General features: G+C 50.1%; 16 protein-coding genes. 5 read left to right on the forward strand and 11 right to left on the reverse strand.

Translation table 11 applies throughout. The features are described from left to right. The first annotated feature begins 221 nt into the window (after positions 1-221). The 3 genes from EDM52_RS20855 to EDM52_RS20865 all read left to right on the forward strand — a co-directional run bounded on the left by EDM52_RS20855 (position 222) and on the right by EDM52_RS20865 (position 3,904). Entirely contained in the window at positions 222-1,901 is a 1,680-nt protein-coding gene (locus EDM52_RS20855) for a DNA repair helicase XPB (protein ID WP_122910878.1), read from the forward strand. Positions 1,902-1,953: 52 nt separating this feature from the next. After that, positions 1,954-2,523 (forward strand): RNA polymerase sigma factor, encoded by a 570-nt coding sequence (locus tag EDM52_RS20860; RefSeq protein WP_122910879.1) that lies wholly within the window; start codon positions 1,954-1,956, stop codon positions 2,521-2,523. A gap of 100 nt (positions 2,524-2,623) precedes the next feature. Continuing rightward, complete coding sequence (locus EDM52_RS20865; protein WP_245997229.1) at positions 2,624-3,904, forward strand: anti-sigma factor; 1,281 nt, start codon at positions 2,624-2,626, stop codon at positions 3,902-3,904. Between the two features lie 93 nt (positions 3,905-3,997). Here the strand turns inward: EDM52_RS20865 and EDM52_RS20870 are convergent, their stop codons facing one another. The 3 genes from EDM52_RS20870 to EDM52_RS20880 form a co-directional block, all read right to left on the reverse strand. Beyond that, positions 3,998-4,468, reverse strand: coding sequence for a small multi-drug export protein (locus tag EDM52_RS20870; RefSeq protein WP_245997209.1), 471 nt, complete (start codon positions 4,466-4,468; stop codon positions 3,998-4,000). 61 nt (positions 4,469-4,529) lie between these two features. Then, positions 4,530-5,525, reverse strand: coding sequence for an ABC transporter permease (locus tag EDM52_RS20875; RefSeq protein WP_122910882.1), 996 nt, complete (start codon positions 5,523-5,525; stop codon positions 4,530-4,532). After that, positions 5,491-6,408, reverse strand: a complete 918-nt coding sequence (locus EDM52_RS20880; RefSeq protein WP_183185252.1) for an ABC transporter ATP-binding protein — start codon at positions 6,406-6,408, stop codon at positions 5,491-5,493. The genes EDM52_RS20875 and EDM52_RS20880 overlap by 35 nt, the downstream gene beginning before the upstream one ends. A gap of 176 nt (positions 6,409-6,584) precedes the next feature. Here EDM52_RS20880 and EDM52_RS20885 point away from each other — a divergent pair, with 176 nt between their 5' ends. Beyond that, complete coding sequence (locus EDM52_RS20885; RefSeq protein ID WP_122910884.1) at positions 6,585-7,373, forward strand: GDSL-type esterase/lipase family protein; 789 nt, start codon at positions 6,585-6,587, stop codon at positions 7,371-7,373. On the opposite strand, the gene EDM52_RS20890 is transcribed toward EDM52_RS20885, so the two are convergent. The 8 genes from EDM52_RS20890 to EDM52_RS20925 form a co-directional block, all read right to left on the reverse strand. Next, positions 7,365-8,600, reverse strand: coding sequence for an MDR family MFS transporter (locus EDM52_RS20890; RefSeq protein ID WP_122910885.1), 1,236 nt, complete (start codon positions 8,598-8,600; stop codon positions 7,365-7,367). The two genes, EDM52_RS20885 and EDM52_RS20890, sit on opposite strands and share 9 nt — an antisense overlap. Positions 8,601-8,718: 118 nt before the next feature. Then, on the reverse strand, positions 8,719-9,561 hold the full coding sequence (locus EDM52_RS20895; protein WP_122910886.1) for a YtnP family quorum-quenching lactonase: 843 nt from the start codon (positions 9,559-9,561) through the stop codon (positions 8,719-8,721). Positions 9,562-9,673: 112 nt separating this feature from the next. Continuing rightward, the gene (locus EDM52_RS20900; RefSeq protein WP_122910887.1) at positions 9,674-9,970 is read right to left on the reverse strand and encodes a hypothetical protein; all 297 of its coding nucleotides are present in this window, start codon (positions 9,968-9,970) and stop codon (positions 9,674-9,676) included. A gap of 134 nt (positions 9,971-10,104) precedes the next feature. Beyond that, a complete protein-coding gene (locus EDM52_RS20905; RefSeq protein WP_122910888.1) occupies positions 10,105-12,108 on the reverse strand; it encodes an FAD-dependent oxidoreductase in 2,004 nt (667 codons plus the stop codon). 130 nt (positions 12,109-12,238) lie between these two features. After that, the gene (locus EDM52_RS20910) at positions 12,239-12,754 is read right to left on the reverse strand and encodes a hypothetical protein (protein ID WP_245997211.1); all 516 of its coding nucleotides are present in this window, start codon (positions 12,752-12,754) and stop codon (positions 12,239-12,241) included. A gap of 26 nt (positions 12,755-12,780) precedes the next feature. Then, entirely contained in the window at positions 12,781-13,092 is a 312-nt protein-coding gene (locus EDM52_RS20915) for a hypothetical protein (protein ID WP_122910890.1), read from the reverse strand. 134 nt (positions 13,093-13,226) lie between these two features. Beyond that, on the reverse strand, positions 13,227-14,672 hold the full coding sequence (locus tag EDM52_RS20920; RefSeq protein ID WP_122910891.1) for an LCP family protein: 1,446 nt from the start codon (positions 14,670-14,672) through the stop codon (positions 13,227-13,229). A 230-nt stretch (positions 14,673-14,902) separates the two neighbouring features. Continuing rightward, the gene (locus EDM52_RS20925) at positions 14,903-15,319 is read right to left on the reverse strand and encodes a PfkB family carbohydrate kinase (protein WP_122910892.1); all 417 of its coding nucleotides are present in this window, start codon (positions 15,317-15,319) and stop codon (positions 14,903-14,905) included. A gap of 170 nt (positions 15,320-15,489) precedes the next feature. On the opposite strand from EDM52_RS20925, the gene EDM52_RS20930 reads away from it, so the two are divergent. Further along, positions 15,490-16,707: an MFS transporter gene (locus EDM52_RS20930; RefSeq protein WP_122910893.1), complete on the forward strand. Its 1,218-nt coding sequence runs from the start codon at positions 15,490-15,492 to the stop codon at positions 16,705-16,707. Positions 16,708-16,712 lie beyond the last annotated feature (5 nt).

Genomic DNA, 16,712 nt, shown 5'->3' on the forward strand with positions numbered 1-16,712 from the left:
TTCTACACCGTCCTTCTGTGAAAAACGTCTCGACGTTTTTCATAAAAGTGAATATGACCGCTTGCGGTCAAACAAAACGGTCATGACCGTTTTGGGACTTTGGGTTATTGTTTCCCACCCTGGGACAAATGTTACCGCTCTGTTTTTCTTTCTTTTCCCGATTGTGTTACCATGATTCTGAGTCAATCTGTCTTTTATTTGTTTCGTATGAGGTGAGTCTCATGTCTTACCGTCCTGACCTGCCCATGATCGTGCAAAGCGATCGTACGATTTTGCTAGAAGCACAGCATCCTGCTTATGAGGAAGCAAAGCATGCGATCTCAAGCTTTGCCGAACTGATCAAAAGTCCGGAGTACATCCATACGTATCGGATCACCCCGCTTTCTCTATGGAATGCCGCAGCAAGCGGTTGTCTCCCGGAGCAGGTAACAGGGGCCCTTAGCACGTATAGTAAGTATGGTGTACCTCCTACCATTATTAAGGAAATCGAGGAAACGATGCGGCGCTTTGGCCTGATTCGATTGGAAAAATCAGGAGATGAGCTGCTGCTTGCCAGTGATGATCCATTGCTGCTGCAAGAATTGACGGGATATAAAGCGATTCGCCAAATGCTGGTAGAGCAACAAGCGGACGATCGGTATGCAGTCAAACCTTTTTATCGTGGTTTAATCAAGCAGGAACTGATCAGACTCGGATTTCCGGTGCAAGACCTGGCTGGCTACAATCCAGGGGAACCGTGTCCAGTCAGCTTGCGTGCCACGACCTCAAGCGGGAAGCCCTTCTCGCTTCGTTCATATCAACAGGAGGCTGTAGACGCTTTTTATGCAGAGGGCCGGGCTACAGGTGGCAGCGGTGTGCTCGTTCTTCCATGCGGTGCTGGAAAAACCATTATTGGACTGGGTGCCATCACACAATTTCAGACAGCAACCCTGATCCTCACGACCAATGCGACCTCCGTACGTCAGTGGATTGCGGAAATAAAGGATAAAACAGGGCTTGATCCTTCGCTCATTGGGGAATACACTGGTGAACGCAAGGAAGTAAAACCGATCACGGTAGCAACCTATCAGATTTTGACATACCGTCCTCACGCAGAGGACGAATTTCCGCACATGGCACTCTTTTCCGAGCGCGACTGGGGACTGATTATCTACGATGAGGTGCACATGCTGCCCGCTCCCATTTTCCGCGTTACCTCTGGCATTCAGGCAACTCGTCGTCTGGGTCTCACAGCTACACTGGTACGCGAAGACGGTCGGGAAGAAGATGTCTTCACCTTGATCGGCCCCAAGAAATACGAGGTACCGTGGAAGGAATTGGAAAATAAAGGTTGGATTGCCGAAGCTCATTGCAGAGAGATTCGCCTTCCATTTGAAACCAAATGGCGTGAAGCCTATGCGCATGCAACAGCTCGCCAGAAATTTCGTCTCGCGGCAGAAAACCCGCGCAAGCTGGAAGTAGTCCGCCGCTTGCTTGATCAACATGCGGATGATCGCGTCTTGATCATCGGACAATACCTTGACCAATTGGTAGAGATGGCGGAAGCACTCGGGCTGCCTCTGATTACCGGCAAGGTTCCCGAAAAAGAGAGAGCCATTCTTTACGAACAGTTTAAAAATGGGCAAATCAAGCGACTCATCGTATCCAAGGTGGCCAACTTCGCTGTCGACCTGCCTGATGCCAATGTAGCCATCCAGATCTCTGGCACGTTTGGTTCCAGACAAGAAGAAGCCCAGCGACTGGGACGCATTCTACGCCCGAAGTCTGAAGCCAATGTCGCTCACTTTTATACATTGGTAACCCGTAATACCAGGGAGCAGGAATTCTCGCTTCATCGTCAGCTTTTTCTCGCAGAGCAAGGATATCCATATGAAATTATAGAAATGGAAACGCTGGTTTGAAACGTTTCGTAGAACACAGCGTCTCATAGAGGGAAGGGAGGCCGGAGATTCAATGCAATCCGACGCCGAAATCATTCAACGGATTCTTCAAGGGGACATCGAGCGGTATCGTGACTTGATTCAGCGATACCAGCACATGATCTACGTGTTTATCTACAAAATGGTGAATAACCGTACTGATGCGGAAGATCTCACACAGGAAGTGTTTGTCAAAGCGTATGAAAAGCTATCAACCTTCCGTGGTGACAGTCAGTTTTCTTCCTGGCTGCATACGCTGGCACGCAACAAAAGCATCGACTTCCTGCGCCGTCGCAAATTCCATGATTCAGACGAACAATTGGCCTATGTCCCTTCACAGACTAGAGATGAATCTCCACAAGAGTCGTTAATGAACAAGGAACAGCGACGAGAGATTGAAGAAGCATTCGCCCTTTTGTCAGACTCCTATCGCGAGGTGATCGTGCTTCGTTGTACACATGAATATCCGTTTGAAAAAATTGCTTCACTTCTCGGCATTGCCGAGTCTACAGCCCGTGTTCGCTATTTGCGTGCTCGCCAAGAACTAGCCAAATTGTTAACCCGCAAGGAAGGGGGGCTCGTACATGAACTGCCAGGCATTTAGAAGTACTTGGCTAACAAATACCGACAGCGAATTGCTTTCGCATATTGAAACCTGTGAAGCGTGCATCGCATGGATCGAATCACAGACTCAAGACGAGGAGGTGCAGTTCTTGAAAGAGGTTCCGTTACCGCCTGCGAACCTGGAAGAGAGGATCATGCAAGCGATCTACCAGACCTCCGAGCAAGGTGTACCCCCACACGCCGCGACGATTCCGCTTCAAGATGCCGCACCTGCCGTGACGAAGAAAGGCAAACAACGCTTCAAAGGCTTTTCTTCACTCGGCTGGGCAAGTGCCGCTGCCGTACTGATCGCCGTCGGTGTTGTTGGATATCAGCAGATACAAAATCCGATGGTGGAAACTGCCTTTGAAGCGGCCAGCAACCAGCAAGATGCTCCAAATCATGCAGAGATGGCAACAGCACAGCAGCCAGTGGCAAGTCCAGCTGCACGTACGGCATCTCCTGAAATGGCGAGCGAACAGCCTGCTTCCACTTCCGGTGTAGCAGAGCCGCAGACGGCCACAGTAAATGAACAACAGGCCATACCTTATGGGATTGCGGCTACGGAGCCGGAAGTGAAAAATACAGAAAATCCGGAACCAGCGGCTAATACGAATCACTTGTTGGCTGCAGATACAGCCCGAACGGTGACCAAAGAGAGCCGTCCGCCGATCGTCGCTAGAAATTCTTCATCCAAACCGGTAGTTGACCAGGCAGCCAAAAAAGATCAGCCTCCTGTTACGGAGGAAGTAAATACAGCTGCATCAGTTGCCGAGGAGCCATCTCCTGAGATGAGTGTAGCAGCAGCCGTGATGAAAGCTCCTGTGTACGCGCTCACTGTGGCGCCTGAGGAAGAAATGGGTGCGATGATGATGGACGCAGCCGACAACAAGAGTACCGTGGTAGGTCCGCCAGCACCTGAAGCAGAATCTACACCGATCACACTCTCTACCTTTACGGATGTTGAGACAGCGGTACAAGCATCTGATATGCCTGTCCCTGTATTCTCCGAGCTGCCGGATGGCATTGCGCTCAGCGGAATTTCCATTCGCTATGAGTCCGAAACTAGTCAAAAGGTAGCGCAAGTCATGGCTGAATATCAGAACACTACAAGCTGGATCAAAGTAGAGGTCACACGGAATGGCAGCGCCAAGCGCAGCTTATCCATCCCCGGCACCTTTACTGCAACGCAGTTGTTCTCGGTAAACAACGAACAGGCGATTGGTGTATCCTTCGAAAAACAGTCCGAACAAACCACTCAGCACGCTGTTCATTTCAACGCAGTGTCTGGAGATCAATCTCTCTACGTCGTGATGACTGCACATGGCATCTCCTTGGAAGGATTGATGGACGTAGCTAAGAAGATTACGTGGAAACCATAGTGCTCTTGAAATAGTGAAAGGACACGATCTGCTCTCGGATTGCAGCAGATGGTGTCCTTTTTTCTGTAAAAAACGATGACTTTTTTTTGTTGCTTATGACGGCACCCCGTTCATGAAACTCAATAGACCAAAGGCAACGGCAGCAGTCAAAATCACACTCCAGATGACGATGCCGACTGCCATCCAAATCATGAGTTTCCCTGTCGGTGCCCCCAGGGAAATCCCGATCGCTGCTCCCAGTGGAGCACCTGTCAGCAAAGGCGACAGGAAGCCCAAGCCGATCACACCGTACTTCTCCCAGATTCGAGCCATTCGGCCTTTTCTACTCTCTTTTTTCTCGATTCGCTTGAGCAGCCATTCCCGAAGCGACCCGCCCAGATAGATGACGATGGCCCCACTGACAATAGCGCCAGCTGCACTCAGAATCGCAGTTTCTACCGGCGATAATTGCAGGACAAAACCAATCGGAATAGCTGCCCAAAGCTCCAGCATGCTCGTGCCGAATACCGTAGCCCACTTCCAAAGCAGATCCATAAAAACGGCTTGCTCCCCTCTCGTTGTCAATTTTTGTGCTCTCTTTGTTTACGAGTGAGGAAGGAAAAAGTCACGCATCTTTTACTTTTACTTAAGAAGTCACGTCTCGGCGGACGAAAGCTGTGTAAGCCACGATCAAGGATGCCACTGCCCAGACCGTAAGCACCGTCAAGGAGAATGAAAGGGTCATTCCGGTGATGGGCGGCAGGTTGCCATTCAAATAGTCCGTCAGCTCCAGATTGACAATGAACAGGTACTTCGAGGCCTCCCAGGAGGATGCCATCTGTGTCAGAATCATACCACTGATGAGAGCAGCCATCATGATCCCCATCCCCGCAGCTGCACTGCGCACAAGCACGGAAACCATAAAGGTCACAGTCCCTACGACGACACAGACAAACCATCCAAGTCCGTATTGCATCAACAAAAATTGCCACTGCGGAAGCATAAACACGCCTGCTGTATTCAGCTCGCTACCCTCGACTTGGAAGCCGGTCAGGATTGGCAGGTTCCAGCCAGAGTAGCCAAAGACAATTCCCGAGATCAGGTATGCCAAGAACAGAGTCATGAGCACCGTCAAAGAGGTGAACAGGACCATCGTAATGTATTTGCTGGTCAATACCTTCCAGCGTCGCACCGGGCGCGTCAGAAGCAGCTTGATCGTGCCCTCGCTGAATTCAGCGGAGACGATGTCTACTGCCAGTACGACGATGATCATGGGCAAAAACATCGTAATCGCCTGATCCATGAAGCCTCGTGCAAACGTAGGGCCACCCGGCGCCATCGGATTGATGTCATGATCCAGATAGTATTGCTGCTGTTGAATGCGCACTTTGATCAGGTCACGCCACTCGTCCGGGAGACGGCTTGATGCCAAACGATTTTGCATGTCTACGATCTGCTGAGTCAGCAATGGCCGCCAATCGGTAGTGCCCATGCGCTCCTGTGCTGTCATCACCGAACGATACTGTGCATAGGTAAAGATTGGAATCAGGATCGCTAGAATCAGAACGACAACCAGGAATCTGCGGCGGCGAAGCAGTTTGACCGTCTCATTTTGCACGAGTCCCAGCATGCTTTGGTTCATCTGCCCCACCTCCTTCCGTCAGAGTCAGGAACAGATCCTCCAAGGAAACCGTTTTGGTCGCAATCCCGCTGACCAGTATCCCCGCTTTGACCAGCGCTTGATTCACTTCACTCACGCGCTCCACGTTCATTTTGCACTTCAGACGTTCTTCATTGATTTGCCATACCTCCGAGACAACAGGCAAGCCCCGCAGAATCTCCATTCCTTTGCTGATGAAGTTCGGGTCGATCGTCCAGTCTACCTGATCCGCGAATTGAGCCATCAGCTCCTCCACCAGTCCGACAGATATGACGCGTCCCTGGCTGATAATAGCCACACGGTCACACATCATTTCGATTTCACTTAACAGATGGCTGGAGATGAATACAGCGAGTCCCTCTTCTTCCGCCAGTCGACGGATGAACTGACGCAGCTCCCGAATACCAGCCGGATCCAGTCCATTCGTCGGTTCGTCCAGTATCAAAATCTTGGGGTTGTGCAGCAAAGCCTGCGCGATACCCAGTCTTTGACGCATTCCGAGTGAATAGGTTTTGACTTTATCGTCTATCGCTCTCTCCAGATCGACGAAGCGTACGATTTCCTCGATGCGTTCCGGCGGGATCCCGCCACTCATTCGGGCAAACTGCTCCAGATTTTCTCGCCCCGTCAAAAATTTGTACAGCTCAGGGTTTTCCACGATACAGCCTACTTGAGCGATAGCCTTAGGAAACTGATCACGGATGGAGATGCCCCCGATGCGTATCTCTCCTCCGTCCGCTGCGGCCAAGCCTACGAGCATGCGGATCGTCGTGGTCTTCCCAGCTCCATTGGGACCTAGAAATCCGAACACCTCTCCCGCAAAAACGTCAAAGGTAATATCGTGAATAATGGGCTTGTTCCCCATTTTCTTATGTAAGTGTTTAACGGATAGAACTGTATCGGTCAACGCGTGTCCTCCTATCCTTGTGCATGCTCTCCGTCCTCTGACAGAGGCAGCCTGATTGTGGTACACTACCTATAAGATGTCCATCCACATTATACCACGCAATTTTACGAAATACGTAAACAGGAGGTTACCCGATGCGCTCTTCTGGCCAACTTCTTTGGCGTACGGCTGGTTTTTTTTCGTTGATTTCATTCTTGCTGTTGGCGACGGGCTTCGTCCTTGCGATCAATCCACAGCAATTGGCCCCATCCCAAGCCACGCCACCTTCACAGTCTGCAAAACCAACCGCGCCTATTTCAACTGAAGGGGTACAAAAGGTCGTTGCATTGGGCGATTCTCTTACACGGGGTGCAGGAGATGCCAACGGACAAGGCTATGTCGGCCTGGTACGGCAAGCACTGGAAAAAAAGAACAATCAGCCGATCACCTTTACCAATCTGGCCATCAACGGACAAGAATCTCCTGAATTGATCAAGCAGCTGTCTCAGGAACAAGTAAAAACCCTGATCAAAGAGGCTGATCTGATCCTGTTTACCATCGGCGGCAATGATCTGTTCAAGCAAACAGGCGGTCTCTATATGATGGAACAAGAAAAATTGACCGCAGCTACCGAAGGGCTGACGGCCAATTACAAGGAAATATTGAGGCAAATTCGCACGTTAAATGATAAAGCGCCGATCGTCTATACTTCTTTATACAACCCGTTTGGAAATACGGAAGCAGCTGGCGAAACCATCCGACCCGTACTAGATTGGAATCATGCAGCCGCCGAAATCGCAGCAGATTATGCCCAGGTCTTGGTCGTGCCTACCTACGATCTGTTTCAGAACAAGGAAGACCAGTATTTGTACACGGACCACTTCCACCCCAATGCTGCCGGGTACGCTCGTATTGCAGAGCGAATCCTGCAAGCCTTACAGTGATTCGCTTCTCGAGTAATTGATGGATTTGCCGGTACTGATCAGATAAGCCCGCTGACCTGCCCAGTTGAAAGCACTGCTTATCAGAGAGAAAGCCGCCACGACGAGGAAAAGCGCCGTTCCTCCATAGGATGCGAGCAGCAAGCCCCCCAACCAAGGACCGATGAACTGACCCAGATTGCTGAAGCTCTTGGCACCGTAGTAGCTGCCTCTCATGGCTTCCGGAGCCATCCGGTCGATCAGTACATCCCCTGATGTGAAGGTGAGGATCTCTCCGAAGGTAAACAAGACCATCGCGATGACAAAGATCAACCAGGTACCTGCGAAGGCAAATCCGATATCACCCAAGGCGTACATAACGTTCCCCACTACAATAGCGGTGAGGGGCGTCTTTTTTTCTGCCCAGGTTGTCAGCGGCATCTGGAGCAGCACCACCACGATGGCATTGACACTCATCAGGATAGCGAATAACTCAACACCATTGGGAACGCTCATCTCAACAAACTTGGCGAGTGTCGTAGACATCTGGGAGTAGCCGATGGCACCCAGCACCCCAGCGATCATATACAAGCGAAAAGCCTTGTCCTGCACGACTACACGGAATGCGTGACCAAACGTAATCTGTTCTTTCTTCTGCCCTTCGATTTTCTTGATCCCGAATCGATTCAGCAAGCTTTGCAGACTAATCACGTAAATCAGGTAAATAACCGCCGTGATCAGGAACGGCAAAGCGACAGAGGTCTTGGCTAAAACAGCCCCCGCGATCGGCCCGACTGCCACACCGACGTTGATCGCCGTGTAACGCAGTCCAAAGACGCGATACCGTTTTTCGGGTGGTGTGACATCTGCCATCAGCGCTTGTGAGACAGGCTCATAGAACGAACGACAGAGCCCTCCTGCCATGTTGAACAACAGCAGCAGCAAAGGATTTTTCGTCAAGGCAAATCCGACGAAGACGAACGTCCAGACGTAGAGCGCCCCAATCATCACCCTTCTGCGCCCGATCCGGTCAGACAGCGTTCCCGCGATAAATCCCCCTACCGTGCCAGCCAAGGCCCCTGCTCCGATCAAAAGGCCGATCGTCGCCAAATCCATGTCGGTTTGATTGGAAAGGTATAAAAACAAAAACGGCATGCTCATAGAGCTCGCTGCCCTGACAAAAACGGTGCCGACCACAAGCGACCACACGATCGGATGAAACTCCTGAAGCTTCTCTTTTATCTTACTCATGGAATCTCTCCTCACAACTGTTCTGCTGGAAAAGCTGTGCAGAACAGATGCTCTACATTTTACTCATTGTAGTGAGGAGAATGGGTTTCGTCAATCAGCATTCAAATTTTTTGGAATGTTAAATATTTATCTGGTCAATCAATTCGCCTTGCTCATTCCATTTTACTGCACGATAGACGTTGTCGTGGTAAAAGGTAAACCAAGCTCCTTGCTGGATTCCCTCTTTGATCCATTTTTCCTTGGCGAAGATGGAAGTCATCGGGTAATCATCGTAAGCCATGACCCAAAGCGAATTCTGGTGTGCATGGGTCGGCATGATATCCGCAAGATGCAGAATCAGCTGCCCTTCGCTCTCCATCCGGACGATGGCATGTCCCTGGCTGTGACCACCGGTATGATGCAGCGAAATCCCTGGGAGCAGCTCGTGGCTTTCCCCATAGGTTTGTACCTGCCCTTCGATAGGGCGCCAGTTTTCTTCCCAATATGTATTGCGGGATCGGATGTTGGGCTCTCTCATTTCGGCCCATTCCTGCTCCTGCACGTATATGACGGCGTTCGGGAACGTCGAAACCAATGTCTCGTCCTTCCAGGTGACCAAACCATTACTATGATCGTAGTGCATGTGCGTCATGATGACGATATCGATATCATCGGGAGTCAGCCCCTTGGAAGCCAAGGACTCGACCACTTGAGACTCCTCGATCAGACCAAAATTTCGTTTTTGCTTCTCGGTCAAGCGTCCATTGCCCATACCTGACTCAATCAACACCCGTTTCCCCGCTACTTCGATCATAATCGGGTCGGCGCGCAATGGAATCTGGTTCAATTCGTTAGCAGGATAGCGCTTGCTCCAAAGAGCCTTCGGCACTACCCCAAACATCGCCCCACCATCTAATTGCGTCAGACCACCAAGCAACCATGTCAGTTGTAAATGGCCTACCTTCCACTCCGTCAATTTCATTCGCTTCGCCCTCACTTTTGCTTTTTTTCTCATTATGGCTGTCATCCGGTAAACGATCAATAGAGCCTGTCCATATTGTACCGATGAAAAAAAGCACCCCTGTCAGGGTGCCTTACAGCTTTTCCTCTACACAAACCCTACGCGTTGCTGGTGCAATCTCAAGCAGCAAATCGCTGGAAACAGCATGCACCGTCACATCCGAATCGCACCGTCTATGGTTTAGGTACAATTGTGCTACCTTTTCACTTTCACGATAAATGCTGATTAATGTTTGCAAAGGATTTGCGCTACCGCCTGCAATGATTTTAAATCCCGGGGCAATCGTAAACGTCCAGCCTTCCACCTCTACCACTGGAGCAGACGAGTACAGGAAGTGGCGCTTCCCTAAAAGTATGCCATTATGATTCATCAAGGCGAGTGCCCCCAATCAAATATTTTTGAACCGTATACCTCTTATTTTGCAAGAATCAAAGGAAGATGAAAAGTCTTTCGACAAAAGATATCAAAAAATGACACCCTCCCATTTAGCCCTCTCGTCCCCGGTCAAATGGCACGCCCGATTGCCGAACCTTCCAGAATCGCTCGTTTGGCGTCCAATTCTCCCGCTTCTTTCGCCCCACCGATCACATGAACCGGGATTCGTCCGTTCAGCTCATGGAACAGCTGGTCATTGGAGGTAGCTCCTGCGGCAATCACCACCGTGTCCGCTGCAATCAACTGCTCCGCATCGCCTTGCGTGATCACTACTCCTTGTGGGGTGATTTCTCGATAGTCAATCTGCGTCATCATTTCCACGCCGTGACGCTTCAGGTTGGCCAGAACAGCCCAGCGCGTTGTCTTTCCGAGGCCGGTTCCGACATGCTTTCCGCGACGCAGCATGAAGACCTTACGTCCGCTCTGCTGCATCCGATGCATAGATTTGGCATCCAGAATCCGATATTCCATCAAATATTGTGCTGCCTGCGGTGAAATGGGTTCGTCCTGCACCAGCAGATGGGACAAATCACAAGCGATTCCTCCTGCACCTACGATGGCGACACGCTTGCCTACCTTGGCTTGTTTTTCAAATACTTGTGCATAGCTCACGACATGAGGTAGGTCAATACCAGGGATTTCTGGACGGCGAGGGATCACACCAGTGGCGACTACCACCTCATCAAAGCCTTCCTCCTCCAGCATAGCGGTCGTAGCCTGTATACCCAGCCTTATTTCCACTCTCAGCCTGGACAGCTGCGTGCGATAATAGCGCAGCGTTTCATTGAATTCTTGCTTGCCCGGCACCTGGCGTGCGTAATTCAGCTGTCCACCGATCTGATGCTGTTTCTCCAGCACCACGACCTGATGTCCTCGCTCAGCCAGCACACGTGCCGCTTCCAATCCCGCGGGTCCTGCTCCCACAACAGCTACTTTCTTAAGCTTGGTGGCAGGAGCAAGTGCCCATTCCTTTTCCCGTCCTACTTCAGGATTGACGAGACAGGATGCGATTTTACCGTCAAAAATGTGATCGAGGCAGGCTTGATTACAAGCAATACAGGTATTGACCTCATCAAATCTTCCCTCGCTGCTCTTGCGCACAATCAACGGATCTGCGAGCAGTGGACGCGCCATCGAGACGAGATCACAGCGATCGTCCTCCAGAATGGCTTCTGCTTGACGCAAATCATTGATGCGGTTGCTGGCGATCACAGGAATGCTTACCCCCTGCTTTATCTGTTGGGCTACCCAGACATAAGCTCCTCGAGGAACCATCATCGCGATCGTCGGGACCTGGGATTCATGCCAGCCGATTCCCACATTGAGCGCATCCATGCCAGCCTCTTGGAGCATCGCAGCGAACTGTACGGTCTCCTCCATCGTTGTGCTCTCCGGGATCAAATCCAGACCAGACATCCGAAAAACAACTGGGAAATCTGACCCAACTGCCTGTCGTACTCGCTTTGCCACTTCTATTCCAAAGCGTGCTCTGCGCTGGAAATCGCCTCCCCATTCGTCCTCGCGTTTATTGGTCACGGGGGATAAAAACTGGTTGATCAGATAGCCTTCGGAGCCCATGATCTCTACGGCATCGAATCCCGCCTTTTTAGCACGAACAGCTCCATCTGCAAATGCTTGAATCGTCATCTCGATTTCATCTGCCTGCAATTCACGCGGTTTCCAGCGGTTGATCGGGGCCTGTAGCGGTGAAGGGGCCACTGGATCCAACCCTGTTGCTTCCTTGTGGGCATAACGCCCGGAATGAAACAGCTGCAGTGCGATCTTTCCGCCTGCCTGATGGACCGCATCCGTAATCAGCATCAGTGGTGTAATATGCTGATCCAAATACACATTGCAGTACTTGTCTCCCATACCGCCTTCCGGACGAACAGCCGCGCCCCCTGTCACGATCAGACCAACTTCTCCTCTCGCCCGTTCAGCGTAGAAGGCAGCCAATCTTTCTACACCATCTTCCTGCTTTTCAAAACCCACATGCATCGATCCCATCATGATGCGATTTCGCAGTGTCATCGACCCGATCTGGATAGGCTCCAACACTCTAGAAAGTCTCATCCCCATGACCTCCCTACCTCCCGAATGAATATTCATTCATTAATGGTTATTCTTTTTCTCTGTTCGTGATGAAATTCCTTCTGGCACGCGAAAAAGACCCAGAACGATTCTCTGGGCCTTTTCCGTATTCTCACTTCGCCAGCCTGACCAGCTTTCCAAGATCTGCGGAAAAGCGTAGGAGCCTATCGGACAATTCCGCCTCTTCCTCCTCGGTTTGGGGCATCTCCACAATAAAATGGTAATCCAGTATGATCGCTGCCTCTGCCTGCTGGCCGGCCTCCAAATACCTTCTTTTTTCGGTTAGCGCAATTTCCGCCACCACTTCCCTGGCCTGGTTCCATACACGATGGAGTTCTGCGTCCGTAGGTACGAGCGAACTCTCGATCTCGACTTCCACTTCACAGCTGTTTTCGTCTGGTAGCAAGAACAGATGAATCGTAGCAATCGGGTAGCCTTCTGCTTCTCGCTCCATAAAAGTAAGGGCAATTTCTCTTGTTTCCTCATCCTCGATCAAGGATCGCTCAGAGCGCAAGACCACATCTGTAATCAAGCCATGCCCGGAGAGAAATTCATTGATTTGTTCTGTGATATATTGCAGCATGTACGAGATTCGCCTCTCTTCTATCGTCCTGTCAAAAGTATACATGACATTCAAGACAGAGAAAAACCCCTTTAGGAAGGGGTTGGTGTATTTTTGATATTTTTTTCATTCATGAATTCTGACAACCACGCACGACGTACTTCCTTGTTTGGACAGTATCCCAGGATGTAGCTTTCTCCCCGCATATATTTTTCCTTGATCCACTCTTTGTGCTTGCGGAAAAAGGCGTGTTGGAAATCGATCGGCATTTGCTGATACTCTTCGAGGGCTGAGGGATTCTGGAGAAAGAAATCTTCATCGTACACGAATTCTTCATTATGCTGGCGACTGATGAGGTAAACAAAGGCTATCACCAGGAACAGATTTACTAAAAAAATCATCATCCTAATCCCTCCAGTCAAATGAATCATTATCAGACTTATCTGTCTTATCGATATATTATTATTGTATCACGTCTTTGGTGTTTTCTAAACCTCTGCTTTGCATATTTTCTTGTATGCAAAAAAACACCCGCTGATTAGAAACGGGTGTCTGTCTGTGTGTTCGGTTGATTCGGTGCAGGTATTTGTGTTACATCTTGGCCCACTGGCGAAATAATGTCTGGTGGAGGCAACACGTTCCCTGGAGTTGGGGATGGCTCTGTTTGAGCAGGGGGCGTCTGTCCTTCAGGCACATACTCTTCCTGCTGTTCAGGAACATCTACATCTGGTGGTGCCACCTGATTCTCATCACTGTCCTCAGGAGCTGCTGGTGGTGTCGGTGGTGCTTCTTCTTTTGGCTCCTCAGTCGTATTTTTCGGCTTGGAGGCCGCTTGCGTTTTCGTAGTCGACTTCTTTGATGAATTGCTCGAGGAAGCCGCGACAGCCTCTTCGCTCTTCCCTAGAATAGGCGAATTGTTCATTTGGGCCACTATGCTTCCTGAGACGCCCATTTCGGCTTGCAGCGAACTGCGGACCGACTCGAGCTTATCTTTTTCGAGGTAGGTATAGCCGCCGCTCCAGTAGGCACCGTTTTCCAGGGTAGTGACCGTAGAGGAATTAAATCCTTTGAAATCATAGGCCAAGCCCTTGATCTGGTCTTTGGAGAAATCTGTATGTATGTGTTTGGCACCTACGTCCATGACGGTGAATACCTTGGTCAACCCTTCCAAAGATCCCGCCTTGTCCACAATCGCCTTGATTACTTCCTGCTGGCGACGGTTGCGGTCAAAGTCACTGGAGTAGTACTTGGTTCCCCGGTTATCGTGGCGATGACGCACATAGCCCAATGCTTGTTCACCATTCAGAATCTGAAGACCAGGGCTCAAATTAATGTGCGTGTCATCTGTCGGATCATCGTAAACCAGTTTGCGATCAACGTTTACCTCCACACCGCCCAGTTCATCAATAACTGCCTTAAAGCCGTCAAAATCAATCGCTACGTAATGATCGATGGGAATTCCCAGAATCTCATTGAGCGTCTTCTTGGTCAGGGAAATTCCGTCCTCCGTGGGAATCTGGTTGTTTCGCTCTGCCTTGCGACGCTCTGCCTCCCCATTCGCAAAAACGGAGTTGATTTTGTGATAATCGCGGTACCCTGGAATTTTTACGCGAGTGTCACGTGGAATCGACACCATCGTAACTTTTTTGGTCTCCGGGTTTGCTACAGCGACAATCATGACGTCTGTATTCATAGAGCCGGTCTCTACGCGATTATCTGAGCCTAAAATGACGAACGACATTGGTTTGGAGGGCTCATACGAAGTATTTGTAACTTGGGAAACAGGTGAGGAAAAATTATCATTTGGTTTGGTTACCGTATTGAGAGCATCATCAATTTTCCAATAAACAGCGCCGGCCACGCCTCCGACCAGCAGCAATGTAAACAAGCTTAAAGCAAATATCCATCTACGAATTTTTCGACTTCGACCCGTTTTTTTCGTTCGGGCAGCGGAAGCGCGTGTTTTTGTAGTCGCTTGACGCATCTGTATCAGTCTCCTTGTTCACGCACGCTTTATCAACTAATCATAGGAACGCACAGACAATAGGTAATCGTGCCACTCGACAGGAAGCACTAATTTTTTCTTCTGTTGGTAAAACTCTGACTCCGGTATTGTACCACATCATTGTCTTCATTTGTAGAAAAATGTTCCTCTAACACGAACTCCCCCACCGAAATGTCGATGGAGGAGCGGGGGTACGATCGAAGCGATTTTTATTCCTTGTAGCCGATCTTGAGCAGCTTTTTGGCACATTCATCTCGCTGTTCTCGATATTTTTCCAGGTCGTAAGTGGAGGAGTTGCCGAGGCTCAGCTCTGCTAGGGCCACTCCATAGGTAGCTTGATCGGTCAGCGATATTGTCTTGTTCTGTGCATAGATAATCCCAGCAATAAACGCGTCCTTTGTTTTTTCCCTGAGCGGAAGTGCTGGAGCGGATAGCCAAAAAGGGGGCTGTGTATGCCCGGACATGCAAAGTCCTGCCTCGCCACAATTTACGATGATTTGACGAACCCCTTGCTCAATCAATTGTTGGACAGATAGCTCGACATCGTTAAAGGAGTGCAGAGTTTGCCCGCACAGCATTTCAAGCTCATCTATGCTGGTGATAAGGATGTGGACACCTTCTATGATTCTTGCTGAACCTTCCCTTCTTTTTCGACAACACTCTCGGTTTCACCTACCTGGTCATACAATTACAGCTCTCCCCTTTATGTATAGCTAACATATGGCACAAATACATGGATGACGATTGACTTGACTAATGCTAGAGTAAGGAAAAAATACAAACGGAGATGAACTGGATGAGTGCCCCTACTGCACATGCTGCTCCGACTGCGACTGTCAACACGACACCTACCGTGTACAAGATGTTGTTCGCAATCAGCCTTGCACACTTATTGAATGATGCCCTGCAAGCCGTCGTTCCTGCCCTGTTGCCTATTCTTGAAAAAAATCTTACTCTTACTTTTACGCAAATTGGCATGATTCTATTGGTCATGAATTTTACCGCATCCGTCCTGCAGCCGATCGTCGGTTATGTGACCGATCGAAAGTCTCGCCCCTTTTTAACTCCGATTGCACTTCTTGTCTCTGGAGTTGGAATGCTGGCGCTCGCTTTTGCCAGCAATTATGCTGTAGTATTAATTGCCGTTGCCTGCGTAGGGATCGGTTCGGCCGTGTTCCATCCGGAAGCCTCACGCTTTGCCCATAAGGCGTCTGGCACTCGCAGAGGCTTAGGCCAATCCATCTTCCAGGTCGGCGGTAATGCGGGCCAAGCACTTGCCCCTTTGATGACCATTCTCGTCTTTGCCAATATTGGTCAAGCCGGAGCCATGTGGTTCCTCCTGCCTGCCAGTATCGCCTGTCTTGTCTTGTTCTACGTGGCTGTCTGGTACCGCAGTCAAGAGCGATTGATCAAGACTCCAGCTGCTCCCGTCGCCTATTCCCATCGTGACAAACGAATGATTGCTCTCGGTTTGCTCGTCCTGATCGTCAGCGTACGCTCTTGGATGCACTCTGGATACCAAAGCTTTTATCAATTTTATTTGATGGATTTGAAAAATATGGAATACGCACAAGCCCAGCTGGTCATTTTTGGATTTTTGCTTGCTGGCGCAATCGGTACATTCATCGGGGGTCCCCTTGCAGACCGCTTCGGAAAGCGCAATATGCTGGTGCTCTCTCTGCTGGGCTCCCTGCCATTAACCATATTGACGCCTTATGTCAGCGGCTTTTGGACCTACCCGCTACTGTTTCTGAGCGGCTTGATCATGCTTTCGAGCTTTTCCGTAACCGTCGTCTATGCTCAGGAGCTCCTCCCAGGACGGATCGGAATGGTCTCGGGCCTGATCATCGGCCTTGCCTTCGGTATGGGAGGAATGGGCGCTCTCGCATTGGGCTACCTCGCAGACCTGTTCAGTTTGACCACGGTGATTACCCTATGCTCGCTTTTGCCACTGGTCGGGGTGTTGGGACTTTTACTCCCAGCAGACAGGACGGTTCGAAGCTGGAATCAATAACGAAC

It is taken from the genome of Brevibacillus invocatus (assembly GCF_003710915.1).
Lineage (GTDB): Bacteria > Bacillota > Bacilli > Brevibacillales > Brevibacillaceae > Brevibacillus > Brevibacillus invocatus.

Coding starts and splice junctions, on each gene's coding strand:
- EDM52_RS20905 (WP_122910888.1), bottom strand. CDS start 12,108: ATGAGACTTTCTAGAGTGTTGGAGCCTATCCAGATCGGGTCGATGACA.
- EDM52_RS20930 (WP_122910893.1), top strand. CDS start 15,490: ATGAGTGCCCCTACTGCACATGCTGCTCCGACTGCGACTGTCAACACG.
- EDM52_RS20890 (WP_122910885.1), bottom strand. CDS start 8,600: ATGAGTAAGATAAAAGAGAAGCTTCAGGAGTTTCATCCGATCGTGTGG.
- EDM52_RS20895 (WP_122910886.1), bottom strand. CDS start 9,561: ATGAAATTGACGGAGTGGAAGGTAGGCCATTTACAACTGACATGGTTG.
- EDM52_RS20875 (WP_122910882.1), bottom strand. CDS start 5,525: ATGAACCAAAGCATGCTGGGACTCGTGCAAAATGAGACGGTCAAACTG.
- EDM52_RS20910 (WP_245997211.1), bottom strand. CDS start 12,754: ATGTATACTTTTGACAGGACGATAGAAGAGAGGCGAATCTCGTACATG.
- EDM52_RS20915 (WP_122910890.1), bottom strand. CDS start 13,092: ATGATGATTTTTTTAGTAAATCTGTTCCTGGTGATAGCCTTTGTTTAC.
- EDM52_RS20855 (WP_122910878.1), top strand. CDS start 222: ATGTCTTACCGTCCTGACCTGCCCATGATCGTGCAAAGCGATCGTACG.
- EDM52_RS20900 (WP_122910887.1), bottom strand. CDS start 9,970: ATGAATCATAATGGCATACTTTTAGGGAAGCGCCACTTCCTGTACTCG.
- EDM52_RS20860 (WP_122910879.1), top strand. CDS start 1,954: ATGCAATCCGACGCCGAAATCATTCAACGGATTCTTCAAGGGGACATC.
- EDM52_RS20880 (WP_183185252.1), bottom strand. CDS start 6,408: ATGGGGAACAAGCCCATTATTCACGATATTACCTTTGACGTTTTTGCG.
- EDM52_RS20920 (WP_122910891.1), bottom strand. CDS start 14,672: ATGCGTCAAGCGACTACAAAAACACGCGCTTCCGCTGCCCGAACGAAA.
- EDM52_RS20885 (WP_122910884.1), top strand. CDS start 6,585: ATGCGCTCTTCTGGCCAACTTCTTTGGCGTACGGCTGGTTTTTTTTCG.